This is a genomic window from Rickettsia bellii RML369-C (assembly GCF_000012385.1).
In the GTDB taxonomy this organism is placed as follows: Bacteria; Pseudomonadota; Alphaproteobacteria; order Rickettsiales; family Rickettsiaceae; genus Rickettsia; species Rickettsia bellii.
Window position 1 is genome coordinate 518,168 of the sequence record NC_007940.1, and the last position, 19,341, is coordinate 537,508.

Here is a 19,341-nt window from a genome sequence, read left to right on the forward strand (position 1 = left end):
GCCGTTATTATGCAGATAAATCTAAAATTTAAACCAAACTATAAAATAACTCCTAAAGTTGTGAAATCATTAATGCGTATTGAAGCTATTAAAGCTGAAATACTGCATTTGCCATTAAATCCTACTGTTCTTAGTTCTTTAAGAGAAACTGCACGTCTTTATACTACACATTATTCTACTATGATTGAAGGGAATAGGCTCGATGCAGATCAGATTAAAAACATAGTTCAACATCAAGAGCATTTTCCAGGAAGAGAACGAGATGAGGATGAAGTTAAAGGTTACTACGCAGCTTTAACGCAAGTAGAAAAATGGGTAGCCCAAAATGTAAAAATTACAGAGAATATAATACAAACGCTTCATGCTTTGATCATGTCTAATGGCAAAACTAATGTTAAGCCTACAAAATGTACCGCAGATACTTCAAAAGTTGGTAGTCAAATAAGCGGTGAGCCTGCGGAGCGTATAAAAATACGTGAGCAATGGCGAGTCCCGAAATTTGACTTACCAAATCTTGAAGTATCAAAGGTATATCGTGATGGACAAAATGTCATTAAAGATAGCGGGACAAAAAAAATTATTTATATGCCTCCAGAGGCAAAAGACGTAAAAAATCTTATGCACAATATGGTATTATGGATTAATAATAATGAGCTGCCTTTTCCTGTTATTGCAGCAATAGCTCATTATCAATTTGCAACTATACACCCTTATTATGACGGTAACGGTAGAACTGCAAGATTACTTACAACCTTAATACTTCATTTAGGAGGTTACGATCTCAAAGGCTTATATTCTCTTGAAGAGTACTATGCTAAAAACCTAGGAGCTTACTATGAGGCTATTAGCATAGGACATCATAATTATTATATGGGGCGTGCTGAAGCAGATATAACAGGCTGGGTAGAGTATTTTATAAATGGTATGGCTATATCTTTTGAAAAAGTACTTAATCAAATGCAAGAGGTAAGTAATAAAGAGCTTCCTGACATGAGTGCAGTACTTAGAAAGCTTGATCCTAAACAGAGAAAAGTTTTAGAGCTTTTTAAGCAATTTGAAGTTGTAACTAGTAGTCAAATTGGTAAAGTTTTTGGTTTTAAACCTCGAACAAGTGCTAAGCTTTGTGCCGATTGGGTAGATCAGGGGTTTTTGAAAATCATAGATTTTTCCAACAAGGGAAGAAAATATAGTTTAAGTGATGAATATGTATCTTTAATAACTAAAACAGTTTGATTAAGAGCCTATTTTAGGAAAAAGTTATGATAAGTAGTTTTATAAAGAATGTAAATTTGATTCCTGCTACCATTGATGATTATCCATTAATTCAAAATATGGCACGGTTTTATGTATATGATTTGTCGCATTATGGTGGTTTTGAATCAGACGAATATGATTGGACATTGCCGCAAGATGGTTTATATGAAGCTAATGATTATAAAAAATATTTTATAGAAGCTGATAGGAAAGCTTATTTGATTAAAGTAAATAATGAAATAGCGGGTTTTGTATTACTTAATAAAATAGGAACTACCGATAAGCTTGATTGGAATATGGCTCAATTTTTTATCTTGGCAAGATTTCAAAATAAAGGAATAGGCAAGCAAGTAGCACAGAAAATTTGGCAAATGCATCAAGGAATATGGGAAGTTTCCGCTCTACCTGAAAATAAACCGGCAATAATATTTTGGCGTAATGCTATAAATGAATTTACTAAAGGTAATTATCAAGAAGAAATTAAACTTGTTCCAGTGAATGATTATAAAGCGGAAAGGGTTATTTTTGAGTTTGGTACACAACAATACATTCAAGCAAATAATAATAACTCTATTCGTTTTGCTAATAGTGACGATATTGATGCTATGGTTGCTTTATCCTATACAAAACGCCGTGCTTACGAAAAAGTCCAGCCGCAATTTTGGCGTTATAAAGAGGGAGCTGAAAAGTTACAAGCTAAATGGTTTAAAGAGTTATTGTTACTTGATGATTATATTATGTTGATTGCAGAAAGTGAAAATAAAATAATTGGTTTTATTATAGGTAAGATAATAGAAGCTCCTGAAGTTTACGACCCAAAAGGTCTTACTTTAATGGTTGATGATTTTTGTGTTAAAACCGATAATGATTGGTTTTCAGTAGGTAATAAGCTAATAGAAGAAATTAAAGCTAGAGCTAAAGTAAAGAATGCTAGTCAAATTTTAGTTGTTTGTGGCGGACATGATAAACCTAAACGCCTATTTTTAAAGTCAATTGGACTAAACATTGCTTCAGAATGGTATGTTTCTTCCATATGAGATAAAAGCATTATGAACATAAATTTTGTACCTCTTGCCGATTCTCACTTTCCTCTTCTTTTAAAATGGTTAGAAATGCCACATGTAAAATTATGGTGGGATCAGGAAATAAAATGGAATTTGGAATTAATAAAACAGAAATATTTAAGCTATATTAAAGGGTATAAGCTACAAAATAATGAGCCTAAAAAAATACAGGCTTATATTGTAAAGGTAAATCGGACTCCAGTAGGGTATATCCAAATTTATAACGCTCATGATTTTGAACAGGCAAACCTACTAATTAATTTACCCCCAAATTTAGCAGCAATTGATTTTTTCTTAGGTGAACTTGAATACTTAAATAAAGGCATTGGAATATTAACTTTAAAAACTTTTCTAGAAAATTTTATAGATAAAGAATTCTCCCATATTTTGGTTGAGCCTGATAGTAAAAATATAGCAGCTATAAAAACTTATGAAAAAGTAGGATTTAAAATTATTGGAGGAAATGAAAAAATTTTAATGATCAAAGAAAATAATAAAAATTTAAGAATCATAACTTATAATTTTGACAGTTTTATCGTTTCCTGTTAATGATACCCAATCATCATTTATATCATTTCCACCAAAGTCATCTAATTCCTGAGAATTAAAGTTGTTATCTTTATCAAAACTATATATTTTATCTTCAAAAAACTTCTCTTTCAGATGATCCGCTAACTTAGGGAAAAAATTGGCATCACTCCAGTCTTCTCGTAATTTTTTAGGAAGCTGCTTATAATATTTCTCGATTTCCTCAACATCACCAAGCTCACCTACAGAAAGAGCATTTAATAATTTTTTTTTATATACTTTCCTAATACAATTTTCTGAAAAAATAATACTGCCTAATATAGTTATTCCTAGAGCCGTTCCAACCCCGACTGTCGAGGTTGTTAATACTAAACCTCCACCGATAGTAACTGTATCCAGTACGACATTAATAACTATTTCTTTATTTTTAATATAACTATCATAAGATTTCTCAAGTTCTCTAATAATAGTCTTATAATTAGTATCTTGATTTTGCATAAATATAAACCTTAAAAAAAATGTTTATTAGACTCTGCTATTTTCAGAGTATCAAAAAAAATCCTCAATGTCTTTCCTTGGCTTGACCATGAAATCCAGAAAAACAACTAAAAATATCAATATTATTGATATTTTTAACTAGATTGCTTCGTCAATTACTTCGTAATTTCCTCGCAATGATGGAAAAAATGACCCATGCGGGCAATGCAAACACGGCTTGACCGCATGGTAAATTCACTATAGTACTAGTCGTAATAATAATCTTCTATGGGATGTAATTTAGGATCAATTATTGTTACAGTATCATCACTTGATCTAGTATCTATCTGTAGAGAATTCTCTAATATTTTTCTAAAAACTGGATATATTATACTATCTTTTTTTGCTATAAAATCCTCTACTTTTTTTTGACATTCTTTATCAGATGACTTAAATGACTTGTTTGAGTTATCTGTAACATTTAAGTATAATTCTTGTAAACAATTTTGACTTAATGTTTTAGCAATTCTTAAGGTAGGTTCTACCATGTGACAAAAAACAATTTTTCCGTTAGGTAATTCGCACCTTGTATTAAAGTTTGTTTTTTTCATAATAATTTTCTAATTAATTAAACTTAATTGAAAATATCCAATAAATTTCAACTGTGCAATAAAATATTTAAACTTCTTTTGAAAGGATTACAAAATACTATTTTTCAAAGAGAAGAAATATACTTATCCAAATTCCTTGTCATTTCTAAGTAATTAACTTTACCATTTGCAAGTAGCGGTATCTCAGGTAAAGTAATAACTATTTTCGGTATATAGAGTAAAGAAACTTGTGCTTTGCGTACGTTATTTGTAAAATTTTCTCTATTTATAATAGTACTGGTAGTAAATAAAATAATTTTTTCCCCTTGCGTTTCATCTTGTGTGGAAATTGCAGCATGTAAGGAGCTAGGATCAATCTCACTTGCAAGCTCCTCGACTTTTGTAAGAGAAATCATTTCGCCAGCTATTTTAGCAAATCTTTTTAAACGTCCTAAAATGGTTATGTATCCTTCTCCATCAATTTTAACTATATCACCCGTATCGTGCCATTCTTTATAAATATAGTTACCATTTTCGTCTAAATAACCAAGCATGACGTTAGGACCACGAATTAGTAAGCGTCCCCCCTCATCTATCCCCTCAACCTTTTCAAGTTTATATTCAATCTTTGACAACAACCTCCCAACAGTACCAGCTTTACTATGCATAGGAGTATTGCAAGCAATGATAGGTGAGCTTTCCGTTATACCATATCCTTCAAAAATACGTATGCCATATTTATTAAGCCAGAATTGTTTGGTAGTTTCTTTTAGTTTTTCACTACCTGCAAATATATAACGTAATGAATAAAAGTCATATGGATGAGCATAATTGGCATAGCCATTTAAAAATGTATCAGTTGAAATTAATATGGTTGCTCCGACATCATATATCATTTCTGGTATGCTGCGGTAATTTAAAGGTGAGGGGTATAAAAATAGCTTAATGCCGTTTAAAGTTGTAATAATTGCTCCGCCAAGCCCAAAGCAATGGAATAATGGTAGTGAGTTAAATACTATATCATCAGGGCTAAAAGGTATTTTAGCAGTTGCCTGATATCTATTAGCTTGCAGATTTCTATGAGATAACATTACAGCTTTAGGCTCCCCTTCGGTACCTGAAGTGAAAATTATTACTGCTGGTTTTTCATCATCACGATTACGACAAAAATACTTATAATAAGTTTTAGAAAAACGGATGCCCATTGAGGCTTTTAATTTTAGAGCTAGATTGATTTGGTTTTTAAAATCTTCTAAATATATTACTTTAATACCAAAATCTAATAAATTAGTTATTAATTCGTGTAGCTCTGCTTTTTCTATAAATTGCTTTGAGGTATAAATTACTTTTAGCTGTGCAGTTTTACATGAGTTAATAATAGTATTTATCCCACTGCTCCAATTAATTATAGCTGGAACAAATCCGCTAAATTGCATGGCATAAAAGGTAATTAGTGTATTTGTCGTGTTAGGTAGCATTAAACCTAAATGCTTGCCAAAAATATTGTTCCTTTTGATTAAATCACCAAGAATAAAAGATTTAAGTATTAAATCTTGATAAGTAGCTTTGTTATTTTCAAAGTCATTTACTATTTTTTTCTTAAACCCATGAATTTTGGCAGCTTCTATCAGCGATGCAAATAAAGTATTCTTATAGTCTGAACTCTCAAACATCATATCAGCCATAATATCATATAGAGTTCTTGCTATATATTGGCGTCTTTCTTGACCGGATGCAGCACCAATATCAGCAAATTTTACTGGCGGTAGAACAGTAACAGTAATTTTAGGAAATATTTTCCTCTTTAATATATTTTGTAGCTTTGAGAAATGAGTAAATTGTGTGCCATCTATTCTAACTGGTAAAATAGTTGCGTTTGCTTTATCGGCGATCATTCCAGGACCTTCGTAAATCTTCATTAAAGAACCGGTAACACTTATTCTACCCTCCGGAAAAATAGCTATTTTTCGGTCATTTTGTACTTCTTTTACTAAGGTCTTAATTGCCATTGGGTTGTTTGGATCAACAGGCAAAGTATTAGCCATACGCAAGAATGGTCTAATCCACCATATTTTGCGTATATCAGGGCTTATTGCAAAGGTCATTTCTTCCTTTAGGTAAGTAGCAATTAGCGGTGGATCAAGGTATGAAATATGGTTGGCAATTACTACTACTTTGTTGCCTGCTTTCTGTAAATTCTCAAGCCCTTTAACTTCAACCTTATACATTAAATCAAACCAAAATTGGAATATTCTACGCAAGACAGGGTAAGGAATAATTTTAACTTCAGGGATTAAGCGATAAATATAGACGGTAACGATGATATTAGATAGGCTGATAAATAATATTATCCAAGGTATTGTAAAATTTAAATAAAATAATAATGATAGGATAATAGTTGATCCTACCATAAAGATAGAATTAATTAGGTTGTTTACGGCAATAATACGGCTGCGGTGAGCGGGATTTGCGTAATGCTGTAATATAGCAAAAAGAGGCACGATATATAAGCCGCCAATTGCTGCTAAAAAGAATAGATCGATAACTATTCGCCAATTATGCCTTTTTGATAAAAATACAAAGATACTTTTTAGTTGAGCTGGTTCATAAGCAACTGCACTAATTCTACTAGCAAAAAATAAATCGATGCCAAAAATACTAATGCCAAGTGCTGAAATAAAGAGGTATTTAACAGTGATTTCATCTTCAAATATTTTGCTACATAAAAATGAGCCGACACCAACGCCAAGCGAGAAAACTGCTAAAAATAAATTAGCAACATTCTCATCAGCTTTAAACGTTATTTTAGCAAGTAAAGGTATCTGAGAAATTATAGCAGCTCCAATAAACCAAAACCATGAAATGCCTAGTATTGCTAAGTATATTTGCTTTTTGGTTTGAGCATATCTTATCATATTTAGGCTTTCGCTTATGATATTAAAATTTACCTTAATCTCACGATTTGCGTTATTTGATTTTGGTGTAGTAAGGCTTGAAATAAAGCCAATAGCTGCAATTGTAACTAAGGAATGAATTATGAAATTATTACTGATTGTGTAATAGCTGCCGATTATAGTACCGATGAAAATAGCGATGAAAGTTCCAGCCTCAACAAAGCCGTTAGCTCCAAGCAATTCCTCTTTACTCAAATGATCAGGAAGAACACTATATTTAATTGGACCAAAGAAAGTGGAATGAATACCCATCAGGCAAATAGAGCAGAGCAGCACTATAATATTATTATGATGGAAGCCGTAAATAGCAAAAGCGATTATAGCAATCTCGCAAGCTTTTATGATTTTAATTAGGGTAGAGCGTTCATATTTATCAGCAATTTGCCCTGCTATACTTGCAAATATTATAAAAGGTAGAACAAAAATAGCATTGGTAACTAAAACAAGTAAGTTATTATATTTGCTTAGAGAACCAACAACTCCATAAGTAATTAAAATTACAAGAGCATTTTTCAAGATGTTATCGTTAAGACAACCACATAATTGTACTATAAAATTCGGTAAGAATCGTCTATCCTTGAAAAGATATAATTTATTTGAATCCATAGTATATAGTAGTTTATTAGTTTTGCTTCTAATCCTTACGTAAGGTTGGCGAGGTTTTGTAGTTAGGAAAATGCGTCCGATGTGTCATCTCGTGGCTTGGGAACTAGATCCAGTAATAAAAATACAGATATAAAAAGCTCGATTTATCTCGCTTTATGCTGGATCTAGTTCCCAAGCCACGGGATGATATAGGATACATGATTTTAATCATTACCCTAGGTTTGAATTATTGTCAAATATATTATGCAATTTATATTAACATGTCAAATTGTACGGCTTTTTTGTGATTTTGGTTTATTTGTTATATTAGTAGGTTTTTGTAATAACATTTTTTCTTTTTCTGATAAATTTGGCATTTTAGACAATTTATTTAAAATTTCATCTACATCACCCTTAATTACTGGCGATATTTGTGGCTTTCTATTTATATTAGATTTATTTTTAGCGATTCCTATTTTTTCCGGCACTTTGTTAATTATTGTCAATAAATTTTCTTCATTAAAATTTTTGAATTTGTTAAATATATTAAGCTTATTTATTTTAATTTTTTCCAATCCTTTAGTAATTATATCTACTATTTTTTTGCTGTTTATAACTAATGTCGGATAAAAATTCTTCTCTAGCTTATTGAGTAAACTATCATTTAGTTGATTGGTTAATATTTTCGTTGCGTTTGTTTTAGTTGAATTATCTAAATTTAATTTGTTTTTATTTTCATATTGTTCTATGGCACTTAATACTATTTTTTCCGTAGTTATACCTAAATTATTACCGTAAATAGTAATAATATTATTAACTTTATCATCTGAAGATATATTTTTTTGTGGATCTGAGTTAAATTTTACTTGCTTGTGATTAATTGCATGTTGTGCAATATTAGAGTCACTTAACTTCTTAATATACTGACCTTTCATATCTTGCAATGCTATTTCAGTACTCATTTTAGTCTCATCGCTCCAATCTTGGTAAGTTTTTGTATCTCTTAAAAGAGTAGGGTATAAAAGAAAATTTATGCTTTGAGATACTAAACTATTGATATCATAATTAGATTTATTATTCTCTCTTACCTTAGTATCATTATAGAAATGTTTTTGTAATGTATTATAATGAGCTAAAATAGCGTCAGGAATATCTTGAGGCTTTAGAGGTTGTGCATTATTATTATCGTCAAATTTTATTTGCATACCACTACGTTTAGCTTCCATTATTAGTAAGTCAGCAAAAACTTTCTCTTCTTGCGTCCTACATAAAAGATTTGGTGCGTCACTTAAAATGGTAGCATGCTTCATTACTGCGGAGTTTAATGCATGTAGATCCTGATCTGTTAAAATTTCATCTAATGAGGCAAGAAAAGCTTTGCGTCCAGGGATATCGTTACCAAAAGCACTTTTTAGTGTTACGACATCATCTTTTGTAACTTGTTGTGTTGCTATTCTGTTTATTAGTTCATGCGTTATAATCATATTCGTTTCCTCCTCATTAGTAATTTGCTGTGCATTATTATACTTTATTTTAATATATTACAAGCTAAATTATTTATCAAAGGTAAAGAAATCTTAACTTTTGAAATATTTTTATAAGAGGTTACATCTTTCCATCTTTTTCTTTTTGAATTTTCTTTCGTCTCTGTAAATTCTTTTTTAGAGCAGATGATAAATTGCTGAAATTAGGCTTTATTTTAGTTTTTATAGTTTGTTCTTTGCTATCTTTGGTAGATGACATAAATTATATTATTCATTCTCAGCTTCTAGAAGTCTTGATTTTATTAATTCATCCGCCAAAGAAATTTTCTTTCCTTTAGAATCTGTATAATTTTTTATCTTTTCTTGTAGTTCAGATAAGGTTTGATTTCGAATAGTAATATAATTTATATTTTCTTCAATAATATTTGTTTTTTATTATTACTTTAAGCTTGAGATAGCGTCAACTTAAATTATATTTAGTCCTTTTAATAAGGGTTGCCTAAATCTTCATAATAATCACGGGTGGCTTCTCTATTAGCCGGAATATCATTACTAGATTTTTCTATATTTTGTTCAGGAATAAATAAAGAGAAAAAATTACCAATTTTAATCATTAATGTATATAAATTCATATTTTGCCTTTTTAAAATATTTAATTGTTAGGTTTTTCTTCCTTAGCTTTCTTTCGTCTCTGTAAATTCTTTTTTAAAGCAGATGATAAATTGCTAAAATTAGGCTTTATTTTAGTTTTTATAGTTTGTTCTTTGCTATCTTTGGTAGATGACATAAATAATTATCTTTTCACGCTAACATTATTATATTATACTACGGATATTTTGAAAAATAAAATTATAAATATCTATGAATCAAAGTAATATAATCTCTGCGGAGTTACTTGACGAGAAAAAAAATATTGCGAGGCAAGGGGGTGGTGAAGATAGAATTAATACCCAGCATAAGAAAGGTAAGTTAACAGCACGTGAACGAATAGAGGTATTATTAGATCCTAATAGTTTCACCGAAACAGGAATGTTTGTAGCTCATAGATGTGAAAATTTCGGGATGGATGATAAGAAGTTTTTAGGTGATGGTGTTGTAACAGGTCATGGCACAATAAATGGTAGATTAGTTTTTATTTATAGCCAAGATTTTACAGTGCTTGGCGGTTCACTTGGTGAGTATCATGCTAAAAAGATTTGCGATATTTTAGATCAAGCTATAGCAACTGGTGCTCCCGTAATCGGCATTAATGATTCGGGTGGTGCAAGAATTCAAGAGGGTGTGGACGCTCTTGCTGGATATGGTGAACTATTCCAGCGTAATGTTTTAGCTTCAGGTGTTATTCCTCAGATTACTTTAATTATGGGTCCTTGTGCCGGTGGTGCTGTTTATTCGCCTGCTTTAACCGATTTTATATTCATGGTTAAAAATACTTCCTATATGTTTGTAACCGGTCCTGATGTAGTAAAGACCGTTACTGGCGAGGAAGTAAGCCAAGAGAAACTTGGCGGTGCACGTATGCACACTACCAAAAGCGGTGTGGCTGATCTTGCATTTAATAATGACATAGAAGCATTACTAGAAATTCGTAGGTTCTTTAATTTTCTGCCATCATCTAATCGTAGTCCTCTTCCTATTCGTCCTACTGTTGATCCTGCTGATAGGGTTGATATGTCTCTAAGTACTCTAATCCCTAATACTCCCAATAAACCTTATGATATGAAAGAGCTTGTCGAGCGTATTGTAGATGAGGGAGAGTTTTTTGAATTACAACCAGATTTTGCTAAGAATATCATCATTGGTTTTGGCTATATGGAAGGTTATCCAGTAGGGTTTGTTGCAAATCAACCATTGCATTTAGCAGGGTGTTTAGATATTAATGCTTCAAGAAAGGCAGCAAGATTCATTAGATTTTGTGATGCTTTCAATATTCCTATAGTAAGTCTTGTTGACGTGCCGGGATTCTTGCCAGGTACTTCTCAAGAGCATGATGGTATTATCAAGCATGGTGCTAAGCTTTTATATGCTTACGCAGAAGCAACAGTGCCGAAAATTACCGTGATTACTCGCAAAGCTTACGGCGGAGCTTATATAGTGATGAACTCTAAGCATCTTAGAGGTGATATAAATTATGCTTGGTTTAATTCCGAAATTGCAGTGATGGGGGCAGAGGGAGCCGCTGAAATAATATTTAGGGAAGAATGCAAAGATCCGGAGGCTAAAAAACAAAAAATCGATGAATATAAAAAAGTAGTAACATCGCCTTTTGTTGCAGCATCTAGAGGCTATTTAGATGATATAATAAGACCACAAAATACAAGATGGCGAATATGTAAAGCCCTGAATTTCTTACGCACTAAAAAGGTAGAATTGCCTTGGAAGAAACATGATAATTTGCCGTTATAGCTGTCATCCCGTGGCTTGACCACGGGATCCAGTAATAAAAAATACAAAGCAAAAAGCGTAGGTTATCTTGCTTTATGATGGATTCCCGCCTCTGCGGGAATGACATAAAAGTAAAATACAAATTCAAGAACATAATATAATCGGAAACTAAAATGAAAGCAAAAACTCCACTACCTCCTTTAAATATTATGCAGTCAGAAGAGCCAGGATATGCAAGCATAGAATCTTTAATTGGTGAAAATAATAACTCAGTAATAAATCAAAGTGGTAAAGCAACAGAAAACCTTTATTCGGTAGTTAGAATCGTAAGAGATAAGTATGATAATCAGAATGAACCGATAACTCCTGTAACCCCAGCTACTCCATCTATGCTTATATATGCTGCGACTCCTATAAATAAAGAAGCTCTGGAGAAATTTTATATTCGTTATGCTCAGCATAACAAAAATAGACCTATAGGTCCTATTAAATGCAAACATGCAGCCCCAGAAGAAGCACCACCTCCTATACCTGTTGAGTCCTATGATGGTATAACAAGTACATGTGCTTTGTCTCTTACAGGTGAAACAATTTATGCTGAGCCACATATTGGTGGATAATTAAATAACTATTTTAATCAAAATTCTATGACCAAACCTTTATTTGATAAAATTTTAATCGCTAATCGTAGCGAAATTGCTGTTAGGATAATCCGTACTTTAAAGAAAATGGGTATAGGGTCGGTTGCCGTATATTCTGAAGCCGATACAAACTCGATGTATGTTCAGCATGCAGATGAAGCTTATTATATAGGTGATTCACCTGCAACAGAGAGCTATTTATCTATTAAAAATCTTGTTTCGGCAATTCGTGAAAGCGGTGCAAATGCCGTGCATCCAGGCTATGGCTTTTTATCTGAAAACCCTAATTTTGCCAATGTTCTTAAAAGAGAGGGAGTAGTTTTAATAGGTCCTAATGCTGCTACTATAAAGAAAATGGGCGATAAAATTGAAGCAAAAAAGATAGCAATAGAAGCAGGAGTTAGCACTGTTCCCGGTTATATGGGAACTATAAATGATGTTAAACAAGCAATAGATATCGCAAAAGAAATAGGCTTTCCGGTGATTGTCAAAGCAGCTGCCGGTGGCGGCGGGCGTGGTATGAGGATGGTAAATAACCCTTCCGAAATGGCAAATGCTTTTGAATCTGCAAAGCTTGAAGCCGGTAATAGTTTTAGTGATGATAGATTATTTATTGAAAAATTGATCCAAAGACCTCGTCATATCGAAATTCAACTGCTTGCTGATCAGTATGGCAATAGCGTATGCCTTGGGGAACGTGAATGTTCAATACAGCGTCACCATCAAAAAGTAATTGAAGAGGCTCCAAGCTCATTCATTACCGAAGAAATAAGGCAGGAAATGTATAGGCAAGTAATATCTTTATCCAAAAAGGTTGGATATTACTCTGCAGGTACTGTTGAGTTTATAGTAGATAGTGAGAAAAATTTCTATTTCTTAGAAATGAATACGAGATTGCAGGTAGAACACCCTGTTACCGAATTAATAACCGGTATAGATATCGTTGAGGAAATGATAAAAATCGCTGCCGGTAAAAAATTATCATTTACCCAAGATGATGTAAAATTAAAAGGTTGGGCGTTTGAGTCACGAATTTGTGCTGAAAATCCAAGTCGTGGTTTCCTGCCTTCTAGTGGTAGAATTACGGCATATTCTGAACCTGTAAAAAGCCCGAATATTCGTATAGATACCGGTATTGGACTTGGCGGTGAAGTTAGCATGTTCTACGATTCGATGATCGCAAAATTATGTACTTACGGCGAAACAAGAGAGCAGGCAATTGAGGTAATGCGTTCTGCTTTAAGTTCTTACATTATTAATGGTATTTCTCATAATATCAGCTTCTTAGAAGCAGTAATGCTACATCCTCGTTTTGTTAGCGGTGATATTTCTACTGCCTTTATTCAAGAAGAATATCCAGATGGGTTTTCCGGTGCAAGTCTAACATCAGAAGTAACAGGAGTATTTTTAGCAACCGCTATTTTTATTTATATATCTGAGCAAAGACGTGCTTCTTTAATTTCTGGAAATATCAATAACCAAGCTAATAAAATCGGTACTAGATGGGTGGTAACGATTGACGATAAATTATTCCCCGTTCTAATTACGCCTGTTGAAAATGGCTATAATATACGCCATGAAAGTGACCGAATATATATTCGTAGTAACTGGAATTTAGGTAATGAGCTTTTTGTAGCCATAATTAATGGCAAAAAGACAAATATTAAAATTGAAAATATCAGAACTGGTTATTTACTATCACATGCTGGTATTAGCGTAAAAGCCTTTGTTCGCTCCCCTCGTATTTCAGAACTTGAAGGGTTAATGGTTTCGAAAGTAGTAACAGAAGAAAATTCTGAACTGCAAGCTCCTCTTAACGGTCAAATTGCATCAATTAAAGTGAAAGAAGGACAAGAAGTAACAATAGGGCAGGAAATTATGATCTTAACCGCTATGAAAATGGAAAATATCATCTTAGCCGAACGTGACGGGAAAATAGCTAAAATTTTCGTAAGTGAAAAGGATAATGTGGTCAAAGGTCAGATGCTGCTTGAATTTAATTAAATTACCATCTTCATTTATTAGAAAGCATAAAAGCTAGAAATAGTGGTATTTCTAGCTTTTTTTGTTATTATAGTCAATGTTATTCCCGTGTGAGGCTTGCTTGCGTGGATGGAGAGTCGTCATTGCGAGGAAGAGGCGAAGCCTCGACGTGGCAATCTTAGGAGTTCTACTTCATGAGATTGCCACGCTTCCTTTGGTCGCTCGCAATGACGATTTACGAGCCATGCAACACGTTAAAATAACAAACGAATTAAGATTTTAAGATAGCAAGATGCCGAAATTAAAAATATTTTTATTTAAATATCTCTATAGTAAAAGATTTATAGGTATTTTAGTCGCAATAGCTATTATTTTCTCTTATTTCACTTATTACACAATATCTATCGGCACAAAAAATGGTGCAGTTAATTCTAGTAAAGTGATTTGGTTTTTATTAATTGATTTAATAATTTTCTTAGTTCTTGGCATATTATTAACTCGCAAATTTTTCCAAAGTTTTTTCTTTAAAAATAGCGATCAAAATACTTCTAAGTTACAAAATCGTATAGTAGTTGCGTTTAGTCTAGCTGCTGCTATTCCCACTATAATCGTTTCAATATCTTCTGCTTATTTTTTAAACCTTAGTATTCAGGCTTGGTTTGATCGAAAAATTTCTGTTGTACTTGATCAATCTATAATGGTTGCTGATTCTTATATTGCTGAACATAAAGTGCTATTACGAGAGACAGCACTTGCTGTTGCTGAGGATTTAAGTGATATGTATTACGATTTAATTCATAATCCTGCTTTATTTACTAAAACATTAAACACCGAAGCAGAAATGAGATCGCTTGATGAAGCAATAGTGTTAAATAAGTCGACTAATACAATAATTGCTAATAGCTATTTAAGTTTTTCTCTGTCATTTGCAACTATTCCTGCCCATCTAATTAAAAAGGCAGATTCGTGTGAGCCGGTAGAAGTAAAATCTGATCCAACTAAAATAAGAATGTTGATTAAGTTAAAAGAATATAATGATGTATATTTACTAGTGGGTAGGTCAATTGATAATAAAATTATTGATCATATAGATGCAACTAATGGAGCGGCAGCAGAGTATCACCGTCTTAAAAACCAGATAGGAAATATACAAATAAAATTCTCAATTATTTTTATCTTTATAGCCTTATTACTTCTTTTAATAGCGATAAGTTTTGGTGTTATAGTTACTGCTAAGATAGTAAATCCCATTAAGAAGTTAGTTATTGCAACCGATAAAGTAAAAAGCGGTGATCTAACAGTGCAAGTTCCAGAGAATGAAGTAGATAAAGACGAAATAGGAACGCTTTATGCTGCATTTAATAGAATGATTAAGCAGCTTTCACGCCAACAAAGGGATTTAGTGATAGCACAACGGGCATTAGCTTGGTCGGATGTAGCGAAAAAAGTAGCACATGAAATTAAAAATCCGTTAACACCTATTTTGCTTGCTTCCGAGCGATTACTTAAAAAATTTAGTCCTGAAATTAAAGAAAGGGCAGAGTTTGAGAATTATTTAAAAATGATTATTCGCCATACTAATGATATTAAAAATATTGTATCTGAATTTGTTCTTTTTGCTCGTCTTCCTGCCCCTAAATTTACCAATTGTGATTTGATTTATGTAATTAATAATATTGTAGAAGCACGTAAATTACTTAATAATAATATTTTATATAGTTTTGAAACTAATATCGATCAATTTGATTTTACGTGTGATACTACTCAAATAAATCAAGTGATGATAAATTTGCTTAAAAATGCTGAAGAATCATTAGAGGGAAGTAATCAAGCAGCAATAAAAGTTAATATAAATACGAGTGAGCAATTTATCAATATTACAGTCCTAGATAACGGCAGAGGGTTCCCGCCTGAGCTAATAGGTAAGGCTACTGAAAGCTATGTAACCACTAGAAGTAAAGGTATGGGAGTAGGGCTTGCTATAGTTAAAAGAATAGTCGAAGAACATTGCGGTGTTTTAGATATTGCAAATAGAGAGACAGGTGGAGCTGTGATTGATATTAGATTTAACCTTGAGGAGCTTAAGCTCAAGGTAAAACGTCATGAAATAGGTGTAATTAGTTAGGCTTTCTAAAAATTTTAAGAAGCTTATAATTATAAATTTTTAGGAATTTTGAATTAATATTCAGTACCTCTAACATTTGATTCTGGTTCGCCGCCGGGATTATAAACATTTCCCCCAACATTTACATCATGAGGACACTTATCTCCGTATGATTCTTTAGTACTTTCACATACAGCTCTACCAATAGATGAAATAAAATCACTTATAAAATTACTAGGACCAGAATTATCGCTTTTATCTTTACTCATAATAAACCTCTATATTATTTTAATTATTAGTAATTGCAAAAGTCTAATTATTTTTGCAATTATAATTGTAAGCTAAATATTTTTAAAATATAATCACAATCACAACATTTTTATATCTGTTGTAATAAAGCAACTATAAATTTAAAATAGACTAAAGCTATGATAGTAAAAATAGTTTTCATTATATCTACACTTATATTATTAAACTTTAATATTTATGCAAATAACGAACTTAACCATGATATAATTCCTGTAGCTGCTTTATTTTCACCGCCTAATCAATTTAAGCTGGGTTTTAGTCCAGACGGAAAATATATTAGTTATTTTGGAGAATATAATAAAGGAGGGGGCTTATTAATTGTAAATAGTGAAAATCCAAAAAATGTTATAGCTTCATTTGATTTGAAACAAGGTCTATATGATTATATGTGGGCTTATGATAATAGGCATATTCTTTATTTGCAAAGTAAGGATAATCAAAAAAGTAATCAACTATACATATATGATTTAGAAACAAAACAAACAACGTTGCTAACCCCTGAAAGTGAGATTAAAGTTAAATTTTTTGCTAAAAGAATAAATAAATCCCATAAAATATTAATTGGTTTGAAGTCTAAAGAGCAGCAATATTTTGATATATATGAGTTAAATCTTCTTGATTATACCAAAAAGCTTATAATGAAGAATAATAAATTTGTAGGTTTTCTTATTGATAATGACCTTAATATCCGTGTTGGAATATATAAAAATAACAAAGGTGAAGAAGAATACTTTCAGTTTAAAAATAATAAATGGGTATTCTTAATGAAATTAACTCCAGAAGATATTGCTTATACTGGTTTTCATGGCTTTGATGCTAGCGGAAATAATATTTATTTACTTGATGGGTGTAGTAAAGGAACAGTTACTCTTAAATTATTAAATTTAAATAATGGAAAAATGAAATTATTAGCTGAAGATGCTAAAGCAGATATTAATATTCTAGCTATACATCCCACTACTAAAGAAATCCAAGCAGTAGTAACTGAATATGATAAAGTCACGTATAAGATATTGGACGCTTCTATTAAAGAGGATGTTGAATACCTTAAAAGACTTAACTTAGGTAATATGTATATTATGCATCGTGGCTTAGATGATAAGATTTGGATTGTTGGTTTTGATAATGATGTTAAACCTTTTAGGTACTATAAATATAATAGAGAAAATAAGGAAATTAAACTTTTATTTAGTAGTAAATCTGAATTAGAAAAATATTCTTTTGCTCCTATGAACCCAGTAATTATTAAATCTAGGGACGGTTTAGATTTAGTTAGCTATATTACTTTACCTAATAATATAGAACTATCTAACAAAATATATCCAAATAAGCCTTTGCCTTTAGTTCTTTTAGTTCATGGAGGACCAAATCGTAGAGATAGATGGGGAATGAATAAAGAACACCAATGGCTTGCTAGTCGTGGTTATGTGGTCTTAAGTGTTAATTTTCGAGGATCAACAGGCTTTGGTAAAAGTTTCCAAAATGCCGGAAACAGAGAATGGGGTGGAAAAATGCAAGATGATTTAGTTGATGCAGTCAACTGGGCTATCAAAAATAAAATAGCCGATCCTAAAAGAATTGCTATTATGGGATCAAGTTACGGAGGGTATGCAGTTCTTGCAGGTTTAACCTTCACGCCTGAGCTTTTTGCTTGCGGTATAGATGTCGCTGGTCCTCCAGATCTAATAGCAGATTTAAAAAATTTTCCCAAAGATTATAATTTAAAAAAAAATCCACTAGAAATAAAAATAGGATCTTATAAGACGAGAAAGCAAAGAGAGAAATTAATAAAGCAATCCCCTATAACTTATGCTAATAACATAACGAAACCATTGCTTATAATTCAAGGTGCAAAAGATTCGGTAGTGAAACAATCCGAGTCAGATAAAATGGTTGAGGCAATGAGTAAATATAATATTCCCGTTATTTATGCTTTATATAAAAATGAAGGTCATAGTTTTTGTGACCCGTATAGTAAAATATCATATCATTATATAGCAGAGCGTTTTTTAGCAAAGCATCTCGGCGGAAAGTTTGAAGCATTTGATTATAGGATTTTAAATAGTTCCGAATTGTTACTAAATGGCTGCATTCCATCGGAAAAACTATTAGAGGATTTACTGAATAAATAATTTTATTTACAACAATCATTTAAAATAATTGTCAAAAAATTAATATTTATTAGCTTAGGTTAAGATTTTATATTTATACTTTATTAAGTATTATATAATTTTTTAACATAAATAAGTTAGTATATGTCTAAAGACTTTGAATTCAAAATAAAAACACAGAAAGAAGCAAAAAAAGTACAAGAAGCACCCCCTATATCGGGGCTAAAGGGACGCATGGCAGTAGGTTTTGAGTCTGAAATAAAAAAAGCACAAGAAGCAAAAAAGATGCAAGAAGCTTCTAAAGAGTCTGTACCTATATCGAAAGGGTTAATAGGACGTATGGCAATAGGCTTTGAATCCGAAATAAAAGCACAGAAAGAAGCAAAAAAGATGCAACAAAATTCTATTAAACCTTTAATAGATATTATAGATAATGCAAATTTACAAAATCCTAATCATGCAGAAGAGCTAAAAAAAGTTCAAACGCAATTAGCAAATTGCTTTAAAGAAAATAAATTAGCTGCTCATAATAGAGTAGATCAATACTTAAAAAGTGAAGCTTCCCAAGATCGTCAAGAAGTTATGAAAGATTCTAAATTGCCATTTAAAGATAAAATATATAGCCTTATTGTAAAAATGTCAGATGCTTTAGGTATATCTTCATTAAAAAATTATTGTCAAAAGAAACTTGATGAGCATGCTGTCCAAAGGCAAGAAAAGAAAAAAATGACAGATAAAAAAAGTCATGTAGAGAGATTAAAAGAATCAACTGTAAAACGTGGCAATAAAGTAAATGAAAGATAATTATATCCTGTGAATTTTTGAGTTTTGTTATAATTAAAGCAAAATGATTATAATTTTTAAAATAAATT

At 31.7% G+C, this 19,341-nt stretch carries 17 protein-coding genes; 9 read left to right on the forward strand and 8 right to left on the reverse strand.

What is annotated here, in order from left to right; genetic code table 11:
- The first annotated feature begins 9 nt into the window (after nt 1-9).
- Genes RBE_RS02390 through RBE_RS02400 form a run of 3 tightly spaced genes read left to right on the forward strand, consistent with a single transcriptional unit; the run spans nt 10 to nt 2,867 of the window.
- Nucleotides 10-1,233, forward strand: coding sequence for a Fic family protein (locus tag RBE_RS02390; RefSeq protein WP_011477134.1), 1,224 nt, complete (start codon nt 10-12; stop codon nt 1,231-1,233).
- Nucleotides 1,234-1,259: 26 nt separating this feature from the next.
- Complete coding sequence (locus RBE_RS02395; protein ID WP_011477135.1) at nt 1,260-2,291, forward strand: GNAT family N-acetyltransferase; 1,032 nt, start codon at nt 1,260-1,262, stop codon at nt 2,289-2,291.
- Between the two features lie 12 nt (nt 2,292-2,303).
- Nucleotides 2,304-2,867, forward strand: a complete 564-nt coding sequence (locus RBE_RS02400) for a GNAT family N-acetyltransferase (RefSeq protein WP_011477136.1) — start codon at nt 2,304-2,306, stop codon at nt 2,865-2,867.
- Here the strand turns inward: RBE_RS02400 and RBE_RS02405 are convergent.
- From RBE_RS02405 to RBE_RS09455, 7 genes are all read right to left on the reverse strand, one after another.
- Nucleotides 2,820-3,344, reverse strand: coding sequence for a hypothetical protein (locus RBE_RS02405; RefSeq protein ID WP_011477137.1), 525 nt, complete (start codon nt 3,342-3,344; stop codon nt 2,820-2,822). The genes RBE_RS02400 and RBE_RS02405 overlap by 48 nt on opposite strands.
- Nucleotides 3,345-3,589: 245 nt before the next feature.
- Nucleotides 3,590-3,934: a hypothetical protein gene (locus RBE_RS02410; protein WP_011477138.1), complete on the reverse strand. Its 345-nt coding sequence runs from the start codon at nt 3,932-3,934 to the stop codon at nt 3,590-3,592.
- 104 nt (nt 3,935-4,038) lie between these two features.
- On the reverse strand, nt 4,039-7,473 hold the full coding sequence (locus RBE_RS02415; RefSeq protein WP_011477139.1) for an acyl-[ACP]--phospholipid O-acyltransferase: 3,435 nt from the start codon (nt 7,471-7,473) through the stop codon (nt 4,039-4,041).
- 263 nt (nt 7,474-7,736) lie between these two features.
- The gene (locus RBE_RS02420) at nt 7,737-8,936 is read right to left on the reverse strand and encodes a DUF5410 family protein (protein ID WP_011477140.1); all 1,200 of its coding nucleotides are present in this window, start codon (nt 8,934-8,936) and stop codon (nt 7,737-7,739) included.
- Between the two features lie 121 nt (nt 8,937-9,057).
- Nucleotides 9,058-9,195 carry a hypothetical protein gene (locus RBE_RS08850; RefSeq protein ID WP_012152025.1) on the reverse strand — a complete coding sequence of 46 codons (138 nt, stop codon included), beginning with the start codon at nt 9,193-9,195 and terminating at the stop codon, nt 9,058-9,060.
- A gap of 226 nt (nt 9,196-9,421) precedes the next feature.
- Entirely contained in the window at nt 9,422-9,568 is a 147-nt protein-coding gene (locus tag RBE_RS08855) for a hypothetical protein (RefSeq protein ID WP_012152024.1), read from the reverse strand.
- 20 nt (nt 9,569-9,588) lie between these two features.
- A complete protein-coding gene (locus RBE_RS09455) occupies nt 9,589-9,723 on the reverse strand; it encodes a hypothetical protein (RefSeq protein WP_012152023.1) in 135 nt (44 codons plus the stop codon).
- Nucleotides 9,724-9,797: 74 nt separating this feature from the next.
- On the opposite strand from RBE_RS09455, the gene RBE_RS02425 reads away from it, so the two are divergent.
- The 4 genes from RBE_RS02425 to RBE_RS02440 all read left to right on the forward strand — a co-directional run bounded on the left by RBE_RS02425 (nt 9,798) and on the right by RBE_RS02440 (nt 16,070).
- Entirely contained in the window at nt 9,798-11,342 is a 1,545-nt protein-coding gene (locus RBE_RS02425; protein ID WP_011477141.1) for an acyl-CoA carboxylase subunit beta, read from the forward strand.
- Nucleotides 11,343-11,494: 152 nt separating this feature from the next.
- Complete coding sequence (locus tag RBE_RS02430) at nt 11,495-11,941, forward strand: hypothetical protein (RefSeq protein WP_011477142.1); 447 nt, start codon at nt 11,495-11,497, stop codon at nt 11,939-11,941.
- A 27-nt stretch (nt 11,942-11,968) separates the two neighbouring features.
- Nucleotides 11,969-13,966 carry an acetyl-CoA carboxylase biotin carboxylase subunit gene (locus RBE_RS02435; RefSeq protein WP_011477143.1) on the forward strand — a complete coding sequence of 666 codons (1,998 nt, stop codon included), beginning with the start codon at nt 11,969-11,971 and terminating at the stop codon, nt 13,964-13,966.
- 271 nt (nt 13,967-14,237) lie between these two features.
- Nucleotides 14,238-16,070 carry a sensor histidine kinase NtrY-like gene (locus RBE_RS02440; protein WP_011477144.1) on the forward strand — a complete coding sequence of 611 codons (1,833 nt, stop codon included), beginning with the start codon at nt 14,238-14,240 and terminating at the stop codon, nt 16,068-16,070.
- Between the two features lie 53 nt (nt 16,071-16,123).
- Here RBE_RS02440 and RBE_RS02445 read toward each other — a convergent pair whose 3' ends face one another.
- Nucleotides 16,124-16,318: a hypothetical protein gene (locus RBE_RS02445; protein WP_012152019.1), complete on the reverse strand. Its 195-nt coding sequence runs from the start codon at nt 16,316-16,318 to the stop codon at nt 16,124-16,126.
- 159 nt (nt 16,319-16,477) lie between these two features.
- Between RBE_RS02445 and RBE_RS02450 the strand changes: the two genes are divergently transcribed.
- Both RBE_RS02450 and RBE_RS02455 read left to right on the forward strand, forming a co-directional pair.
- On the forward strand, nt 16,478-18,490 hold the full coding sequence (locus RBE_RS02450; protein ID WP_011477145.1) for an alpha/beta hydrolase family protein: 2,013 nt from the start codon (nt 16,478-16,480) through the stop codon (nt 18,488-18,490).
- Nucleotides 18,491-18,613: 123 nt separating this feature from the next.
- Complete coding sequence (locus RBE_RS02455) at nt 18,614-19,273, forward strand: hypothetical protein (RefSeq protein WP_011477146.1); 660 nt, start codon at nt 18,614-18,616, stop codon at nt 19,271-19,273.
- Nucleotides 19,274-19,341: the final 68 nt, after the last annotated feature.

What these genes read in the sequence shown, in the direction of transcription:
- RBE_RS02395 (WP_011477135.1), top strand. Translation starts at nt 1,260, where the DNA reads ATGATAAGTAGTTTTATAAAGAATGTAAATTTGATTCCTGCTACCATT.
- RBE_RS08850 (WP_012152025.1), bottom strand. Translation starts at nt 9,195, where the DNA reads ATGTCATCTACCAAAGATAGCAAAGAACAAACTATAAAAACTAAAATA.
- RBE_RS08855 (WP_012152024.1), bottom strand. Translation starts at nt 9,568, where the DNA reads ATGAATTTATATACATTAATGATTAAAATTGGTAATTTTTTCTCTTTA.
- RBE_RS02410 (WP_011477138.1), bottom strand. Translation starts at nt 3,934, where the DNA reads ATGAAAAAAACAAACTTTAATACAAGGTGCGAATTACCTAACGGAAAA.
- RBE_RS02425 (WP_011477141.1), top strand. Translation starts at nt 9,798, where the DNA reads ATGAATCAAAGTAATATAATCTCTGCGGAGTTACTTGACGAGAAAAAA.
- RBE_RS02445 (WP_012152019.1), bottom strand. Translation starts at nt 16,318, where the DNA reads ATGAGTAAAGATAAAAGCGATAATTCTGGTCCTAGTAATTTTATAAGT.
- RBE_RS02400 (WP_011477136.1), top strand. Translation starts at nt 2,304, where the DNA reads ATGAACATAAATTTTGTACCTCTTGCCGATTCTCACTTTCCTCTTCTT.
- RBE_RS02415 (WP_011477139.1), bottom strand. Translation starts at nt 7,473, where the DNA reads ATGGATTCAAATAAATTATATCTTTTCAAGGATAGACGATTCTTACCG.
- RBE_RS02430 (WP_011477142.1), top strand. Translation starts at nt 11,495, where the DNA reads ATGAAAGCAAAAACTCCACTACCTCCTTTAAATATTATGCAGTCAGAA.
- RBE_RS02435 (WP_011477143.1), top strand. Translation starts at nt 11,969, where the DNA reads ATGACCAAACCTTTATTTGATAAAATTTTAATCGCTAATCGTAGCGAA.
- RBE_RS02450 (WP_011477145.1), top strand. Translation starts at nt 16,478, where the DNA reads ATGATAGTAAAAATAGTTTTCATTATATCTACACTTATATTATTAAAC.
- RBE_RS02455 (WP_011477146.1), top strand. Translation starts at nt 18,614, where the DNA reads ATGTCTAAAGACTTTGAATTCAAAATAAAAACACAGAAAGAAGCAAAA.
- RBE_RS09455 (WP_012152023.1), bottom strand. Translation starts at nt 9,723, where the DNA reads ATGTCATCTACCAAAGATAGCAAAGAACAAACTATAAAAACTAAAATA.
- RBE_RS02420 (WP_011477140.1), bottom strand. Translation starts at nt 8,936, where the DNA reads ATGATTATAACGCATGAACTAATAAACAGAATAGCAACACAACAAGTT.
- RBE_RS02390 (WP_011477134.1), top strand. Translation starts at nt 10, where the DNA reads ATGCAGATAAATCTAAAATTTAAACCAAACTATAAAATAACTCCTAAA.
- RBE_RS02440 (WP_011477144.1), top strand. Translation starts at nt 14,238, where the DNA reads ATGCCGAAATTAAAAATATTTTTATTTAAATATCTCTATAGTAAAAGA.
- RBE_RS02405 (WP_011477137.1), bottom strand. Translation starts at nt 3,344, where the DNA reads ATGCAAAATCAAGATACTAATTATAAGACTATTATTAGAGAACTTGAG.